Genomic DNA, 7957 nt, shown 5'->3' on the forward strand with positions numbered 1-7957 from the left:
GGATGAAGGAGTACTTACGTTGGAAGCGGCGTTGGAAGAAGCGCAAAGAATTGGCTATCCGATTATGCTTAAAGCAAGCAGTGGTGGTGGCGGAATTGGCATGATTCGCTGTGATGATGAGCAAGCGCTCAGTCAGAATTTCGTTTCTGTGAAAACTCGTGCGAAGGCTTACTTCGGAGATGACGTGGTCTTTTTGGAAAAATACATTTCCGGCGGGCGTCACATTGAAGTGCAGATTTTTGGTGACACTCATGGTAATATTGTTCATTTGTTTGAACGCAATTGTTCAGTACAACGACGTAATCAGAAAGTAATWGAAGAATCACCATCACCGAATTTCCCACAGCCTGCACGGGAACGGTTGCTCCAAGCTGCAGTTGATGCGGCAAAAGCGGTGAATTATCGCAATGCTGGAACTGTGGAATTCATCGTGGATGAAAACAATGAATTCTACTTCTTGGAAATGAACACTCGACTTCAAGTGGAGCATCCGGTGACGGAAGCCGTTACTGGACTTGATTTAGTGGAATGGCAATTGCAAGTGGCACAAGGGGAGGCTTTACCGATTCCCAATCAAGCAGACATTCATTCCTCCGGGCATGCTTTAGAATTTCGGATTTACGCAGAAGACCCAAAAACGTTCTTCCCTTCACCAGGAAAAATCAATAAGCTGGATTGGGGAACTAAAGAAGACATTCGCATTGATGCAGGTTATGAAGAAGGAAACACAGTAACTCCTTTTTACGATCCAATGATTGCTAAAGTCATCATTCAATCTGAATCTCGTGACCAGGCAGTAAAAAAAGCGCAAACATTCTTTTCATCGGTTACGATTGAAGGAGTAAAAACGAATGTTGCATTGTTCCAGGAATTTTTAGGAGCGGAAGCGTTTATGAACGGCACATATACAACAGCGGTGTTACCACAATGGCTTGAACAACAAAAGGAGGAAAAATAACATGAAACAAATTCAATCAACAATGGCCGGTACAGTTTTCAATATTACTGTAGCAGTAGGCGACGAAGTAACTGCAGGACAAACGGTTATGATTTTAGAATCAATGAAAATGGAAATTCCGGTTGAAGCAGAAACAGCAGGTAAAATTGAGAAAATTGATGCACAAATCGGCGATTTCGTTAATGAAGGCGATGTACTAGTAACATTCGAATAAAAATTACATGGGGCAAGTGGGATTGAAACAAAGGGGGTAACATACATGACGGTTAAGACAACTTATAACGAACGCTTAGAAGAAAAACTGACTGGTATTTTTGCGGGAGGCCATTCAAAATATCATGAAAAAATGAAAGAGCAAAATAAATTATTTGTTCGTGATCGTTTAGCATTGCTTTTTGATGATGGTGAGTATTTAGAAGATGGTCGCTTTGCAAATTGTGAAGCAGGTGACTTGCCTGCAGATGGCGTCGTAACGGCGACAGGTAAGGTCGGAGGTCAGCAAGTTTGTGTAATGGCCAATGATTCGACAGTAAAAGCGGGTTCATGGGGATCACGTACAGTTGAGAAAATCATTCGAATTCAGGAAATTGCAGAGAAAAACCGTGTACCGATGCTATATTTGGTCGATTCTGCTGGAGCACGAATTACTGATCAACTAGATATGTTCCCAAATCGTCGTGGAGCAGGGAAGATTTTCCACAATCAAGTTCGAATGTCTGGTTTTGTACCTCAAATTTGTTTGCTATTCGGTCCATCAGCTGCAGGTGGTGCGTACATCCCGGCGTTTTGCGATATCGTCATCATGGTTGAAGGAAATGCATCCATGTATTTAGGTTCGCCGCGTATGGCTGAAAAAGTAATTGGGGAAAAAGTGACATTGGAGGAAATGGGCGGCGCACGCATGCACTGTTCAGTTAGTGGATGCGGAGACGTTTTGGCATCCTCAGAACAAGAAGCCATTTCTGAAGCTCGTCGTTATTTAGCATACTTCCCAGCGAATTTTACGGAAATGCCAAAAGTGGTTGAACCAAAAGCGGTAAAAGATGGCCGCACGCTGGAAGCAATAATCCCTGAAAATCAAAATGCACCATTTGATATGTACGAAGCGATTGATCAATTAATTGACGAAGGTTCATTATTTGATATCAAGAAATTGTTTGCGACTGAAATCATCACTGGACTTGCACGAATTGAGGGTCAAGCCGTTGGGATTATCGCTAATCAACCGAAAGCCAAAGGCGGCGTATTATTCGTGGACTCGGCTGACAAAGCAGCAAAATTCATCAATTTGTGTGATGCGTTTGGTATTCCATTGTTGTTCCTGGCAGACGTACCAGGATTTATGATTGGTACAAAAGTTGAGCGTGCAGGCATTATTCGACATGGTGCGAAACTGATTATGGCCATGAGCTCAGCAACAGTGCCTAAAATTTCTGTTATCGTTCGTAAAGSATATGGAGCTGGTCTCTATGCAATGGCAGGCCCTGCATTTGAGCCGGATGTGTGTATAGCACTGCCAACTGCTCAAATTGCAGTAATGGGTCCCGAGGCTGCAGTGAATGCTGTATTTTCAAACAAGATAGAAGCCATTGAAGATCCGAAAGAGCGTTTGAAATTTGTTCAGGAAAAACATCAGGAATATAAAGAGCAAATTGATATTTACAAATTAGCTTCAGAAATGATTATTGATGAAATTGTGGCGCCTAGTAATTTACGTGAAGTGCTGGCGATGCGTTACCGTGCCTATAGTACGAAACATATTCCACAACCACCTCGTAAACATCCAGTTTATCCAGTATAATCATGAGAAAGACGAAAGGTCTGCCGTTTGTCGGTAGGCCTTTTCTGATAGATAATAGAAATAGACTAGCTAGAATGGCGCATTGCGCTTTTCATTTGGGAGTTGAATGTGCATTGAAAGTGGTCATTGTTGGAGCGGGTGCAATCGGTTTGCTGATTGGCTCATACTTGAGTGAACAAAAACATGAAATTACCTACATAACAAGAACTCATGAACAAGCAGTTACTCTTTGTACCAAAGGAATTACTCGCATTCAACCTGATGGTGAAACTGTGCATACAAAAGTGTTTGCCAGTACAGAGTTCAACCAAGCTCCTACAGATGCTTTATGGATCATTGCGGTTAAATATCACCATTTATCTTCAATTGAACCCCATTTGAAGTCTTTGCCTGAGTCAACGGCTTTGTTATTTACTCAAAATGGACTTGCTCACTTTCAGTGGGTTAACCAATTTAACAATCACCCGGTTTATATAGCGACCATTGAACACGGCGCCATGAAAGAGGATTCGTCTATAGTCGTCCATAAAGGAATCGGTGTCACAAAGATTGCTCCATACATAAAGAAAACAAACCATTTGGACTTTACCTTATTTGAAAGTCCTTTATTTCACATTGAGCTAGCAGAAGATGCTTATGGAATTGTATTACGCAAAGCAATATTAAACGCCTGTATTAACCCAATCACTGCGGTTTTACAAATAACGAATGGTGAACTGCTTACAAACTCTCATGCCTATTTCCTGATGAAAACAATATTTTATGAAATTGAAAGTGTTTTTGCAGAGATATCGCAACTGCTGACTTTTGAGGAAGTAAAAGCACTTTGTATAAAAACAGCCAAAAATAATTCTTCCATGTTACAAGATCGACTTAATCATCGAACAACTGAAATTGAACCAATCGTAGGGGCACTACTTCAAATGGCTGCAACTAGAGATAGAGATTTGCCGGTGTTGCGAACGCTATACCATTTAGTATTGGCGATTGATGAAATTGGTCAATCTCATGACTAATATTATTCAAGCAATGATCAGTTTCCTTATCGTTATGCCTCTATTCATGTTCATTGTGGTTTATATCATTTCATTGAAATTGACAAAGAAAATGTCTAGAGCTTTTGGCCATGCAGCAGATATAACAACCTTTCTTCTGTTCATGTCAATTCCTGTAGCACTCAAATCTTTGTTTCATATAGAAACGATGGGTATTATAGTTGGTTTGGCCTTAATCACGAGTGTCTTGCTGACAATACTGGAATGGAAGTCGAAGAAGGAAATAGAATTATTGACCTTGCTCCGTAAAATTTGGAGAATTTTGTTTTTAGTTCTCAGCTTTTCTTATTTTATTATCTGGTGTGGAGGACTTGTGATAAAAGTAATAGAATACATGAATTAATGCTGATAAGTCGTTTGTTTTTCCAGGCGTGCCGTCAAATGCTATACTCGATTTGTATTTAGAAACAAAAGGAGTTACCACGATGAAATTTGACCAAATTGATCAACCGAATAGCAGTTCTTTCATGACTGATTTTTATGCTCAAAAGGAAGAGCTTTCTGCTTATTTTCATTATTTACCGAACCAAACATCTTTTGTGGATCGTGCAATGACATTAAAATCGCACCGTATAGACCGAACACAACTGACAAAAGTAATCCGTGACTATATGGCGAATTTGCCTCATAGCGAAAAAGTGGATTTTCATTTGAAAGAGTTGGAAGAAAATGCCCTTGTCGTTATTGGAGGACAACAAGCGGGATTACTTACTGGACCACTTTATTCTGTACATAAAGCGATATCAATTGTCCTGTTGGCCAAACAGCAACGGGAAGCTTTAGGTGTTCCAGTCGTACCTGTTTTTTGGATTGCGGGAGAAGACCATGACTTAGACGAAATAAACTCTACTTTCACGCCATTACGGGGGACTTTACAAAAACAAACCTATAATGTTCGACCTAATCGTAAACAAATGGCGTCTGAGAGTATGCTTGAGACCGGAAAATTACAGTCTTTTATTCGTGACGTCTTTAAACAATTCACGGAAACGGCTTATACGAAAGTATTGCTTCAAAAGTATTTGAAAGTTGCCGAACAAACTTCAACCTATAGTCAATTTTTCACCGTAATGATGCATGACTTTTTTGCCAATGAAGGCTTGTTGCTGATTGATGCAGCATTCGAACCCCTTCGACGCTATGAATCTCCTTATTTTGAGAAGATGATAGACCAAGCGCAAGAAATTGCATCACTTGTTGTCGAACAGGAAAATCGTTTTCAGCAAGCGGGATACGGTCAACCTATTCAAGCTTCCGTAGACAGTGGTAACTTATTCATCGTAGAAAATGGAGAACGATTTTTATTAAAGCACTTCGATGGGACGTTTAAAAATGAAGCTGCGGGTCTCACTTACACTAAACATGAATTATTGGACATTGCAAAAAATTATCCAGAACGCTTGAGCAACAATGTAGTGACACGTCCGTTAATGCAGGAAATGGTATTCCCTGTCTTAGCATTCATTGGTGGCCCTGGTGAACTGGCGTATTGGGCAACTTTCAAGACCATGTTTGAACATTTTGATATGGAATTACCTGTCATCGTGCCTCGCTTATCTATGACCATTATTGACAGAAAGTCCAAACAGTATTTGAATGAGCTTGATTTACCACTGGAAAGTGTTTTCAATGGACAAATGCAAGTGCATAAACAGGACTTTATGGATGATGTTAAAGATGATGTGTCGGAAGAAATAATTCGGGAAATCCAGCAGACACTGGTTGAGCATTACGAAAAACTAACAAATCATTTAGCCACAACACAAGCATCTACTTCGCTTTCCGTTCTGACGGAGAAAAATTTGGTGATTCATAACAACCAATTTAGTTACTTGAGCCGAAAAATAGAAGATGCCAATTTGTTGCGTCATGAAGTGAAGCTTCGTAAGTACAATCATATTGAAGGGTTTCTTTTCCCGGAATATAAGTTACAGGAACGTTGGTTTAGCCCATTATTGTTCTTAAATGAAGTGGGCCCAACGTTAATTGATGATCTTTTATCTCAACCGTTTGAATTTAACGGAAAGCATAAAGTCATTTCGTATTAATTCTTAAGTCTGTTAACTATTAATGTTGATATGTATAAGAATTATTGTTACTCCAATCAACGGATTTCGCTTCTGTTTGCGTATCTCTTCATATTATTTCATTACTAAGATGGTCGGCTATTTCTGAAGACTCCTGCGGAAAAACGAAATAAGCTAGACCCCACAGGCTCAGCTGTCATAGACAGCTGAGCCGAGGAGGCTAGCGTTTCGTCCGCGGAAAGCGAAAGAAATAGCCGACCATAAACTTTTTCGATAGAGTGCAATAGATAAGAATGCGAATTTTTATACTTTTATATTGATTAATATTCTTTTGTCAACAAACTGAAGCCGTCTCGGTTAAAGAGACGGCTTTTTTCTATGGGGTAAAAGGCTTTTAGGCTGTTTCAGCAAGTACTATTTACACATTTCATCGTGTAATGAAAAAAAAATATAAAAATGGTGGAGGAAAGTGGGGGGATGTGGTACATTAATGACAATAAGTGGGGTGAGTAGGATGTTCATGGGAGAATATCAACATAGTGTTGATGCGAAGGGCCGTCTTATTATACCGGCAAAATTTCGTGAGCACCTTGAAGAGACATTTGTAATTACAAGAGGTCTTGATAACTGCTTATTCGGCTATCCTATGAATGAATGGCGAAAACTTGAAGAAAAATTAAAGGCGTTACCTGTAACTAAAAAAGATGCCCGTGCTTTTACGCGATTCTTCTTTTCAGGAGCAACAGAAGTTGAAATCGATAAGCAAGGTCGCATAAATATACCAAGTACATTACTATCCCATGCAAATGTGGAAAAAGAATGTATCGTTCTTGGCGTTTCAAATCGAATTGAGATTTGGGCAAAAGATTCTTGGACATCCTATTTTGATGAATCCGAGGACTCATTTAACGATTTAGCTGAAAATATGATTGGCTTTGATATCTAAGGAAAACAGATATGCCCATGTAAGCTCAACTCCAGCGATCGAAAGCACGATGCGAAAGCCTGCTTTCGCATGAGAGACTGAAGCTTAGGAGTGAGCTGGGCTTCGGAGTTAGACATAAGAAAATTAGGAGGACGAACCGTTGTTCAACCATACAACCGTATTACTTCATGAAACCGTTGACGGATTGAACATTCGTCCAGACGGTACATATGTTGACTGCACCCTTGGTGGAGCGGGACATAGTGAATATTTAGTACAACAGTTAAACGATCAAGGAAGATTGATTTGCTTTGATCAAGACACAATCGCAATCGAAAATGCGAAAATTCGTCTGTCAGATCATTTGCACAAAGTAATCTTTGTACATGCGAATTTCCGCTTCATAAAAGAAAAGCTTCACGAACTTGGCATCGAAAAAGTGGATGGGATCCTGTATGACCTGGGTGTTTCATCACCACAACTCGATACGCCGGAACGTGGATTTAGTTACAACCATGATGCACCTTTGGACATGCGTATGGATACTTCTGCGCCACTTTCGGCCTATCACGTGGTCAACGAATGGGAATTCAATGATTTGGTTCGCATTTTCTATCGCTATGGTGAAGAGAAATTCTCAAAACAGATAGCTCGCAAGATTGAAGAAGCCAGAAAACATGCACCAATCGAAACAACAGGACAACTTGTAGAATTAATTAAAGATGGGATCCCGGCACCTGCCCGAAGAAAAGGCGGACATCCTGCGAAACGCGTATTCCAAGCAATTCGGATTGCAGTGAATGATGAACTAGGAGCTGCTGAACAATCACTCCAAGATGCACTCGACTTGCTTGCATTAAATGGACGTATCAGCGTCATCACTTTCCACTCACTGGAGGACCGCATTACGAAAACCATTTTCAAAGAAGCAGCCTCATACCCGGATCTACCACCAAATTTACCGGTCATCCCAGAAGGCATGGAACCTATGTTGAAATTAGTAACAAGAAAACCGATATTACCAAGTGAAGAAGAATTACTTCACAATAATCGCTCTCGATCAGCGAAGCTACGAATCGCTGAAAAAATAAAGGATGAAGGACGTGTCTAAATGGCAATGCACGCAAAAACACAAACAACTTACATAAAGCAGCCTGTCGTTAATCCACAGCCTGCCATCCATCCGTCGAC

At 40.3% G+C, this 7957-nt stretch carries 8 protein-coding genes; all 8 read left to right on the forward strand.

Annotated elements, in window-relative coordinates; all coding sequences use genetic code 11:
* On the forward strand, positions 1-958 hold a 958-nt coding region (locus tag AC1DSB_RS10870), incomplete at its 5' end, for an ATP-binding protein (protein ID WP_477586713.1).
* Position 959: 1 nt separating this feature from the next.
* On the forward strand, positions 960-1172 hold the full coding sequence (locus AC1DSB_RS10875; protein WP_477531314.1) for an acetyl-CoA carboxylase biotin carboxyl carrier protein subunit: 213 nt from the start codon (positions 960-962) through the stop codon (positions 1170-1172).
* A 45-nt stretch (positions 1173-1217) separates the two neighbouring features.
* Positions 1218-2759, forward strand: a complete 1542-nt coding sequence (locus AC1DSB_RS10880) for an acyl-CoA carboxylase subunit beta (RefSeq protein WP_477586714.1) — start codon at positions 1218-1220, stop codon at positions 2757-2759.
* 119 nt (positions 2760-2878) lie between these two features.
* Positions 2879-3775, forward strand: coding sequence for a 2-dehydropantoate 2-reductase (locus AC1DSB_RS10885; RefSeq protein WP_477586715.1), 897 nt, complete (start codon positions 2879-2881; stop codon positions 3773-3775).
* Positions 3768-4157: a DUF3397 domain-containing protein gene (locus AC1DSB_RS10890; RefSeq protein ID WP_477531316.1), complete on the forward strand. Its 390-nt coding sequence runs from the start codon at positions 3768-3770 to the stop codon at positions 4155-4157. Before AC1DSB_RS10885 ends, AC1DSB_RS10890 begins: the two co-directional genes overlap by 8 nt.
* 82 nt (positions 4158-4239) lie before the next feature.
* Positions 4240-5862, forward strand: a complete 1623-nt coding sequence (gene bshC, locus AC1DSB_RS10895) for a bacillithiol biosynthesis cysteine-adding enzyme BshC (RefSeq protein ID WP_477531317.1) — start codon at positions 4240-4242, stop codon at positions 5860-5862.
* 493 nt (positions 5863-6355) lie between these two features.
* Positions 6356-6787, forward strand: a complete 432-nt coding sequence (gene mraZ, locus AC1DSB_RS10900; RefSeq protein WP_036659407.1) for a division/cell wall cluster transcriptional repressor MraZ — start codon at positions 6356-6358, stop codon at positions 6785-6787.
* A 139-nt stretch (positions 6788-6926) separates the two neighbouring features.
* Positions 6927-7877 (forward strand): 16S rRNA (cytosine(1402)-N(4))-methyltransferase RsmH, encoded by a 951-nt coding sequence (rsmH, locus tag AC1DSB_RS10905; RefSeq protein WP_477531318.1) that lies wholly within the window; start codon positions 6927-6929, stop codon positions 7875-7877.
* The last annotated feature ends 80 nt before the right edge of the window (positions 7878-7957 follow it).

The organism is Paenisporosarcina sp. P4_E4_2, from assembly GCF_056401595.1.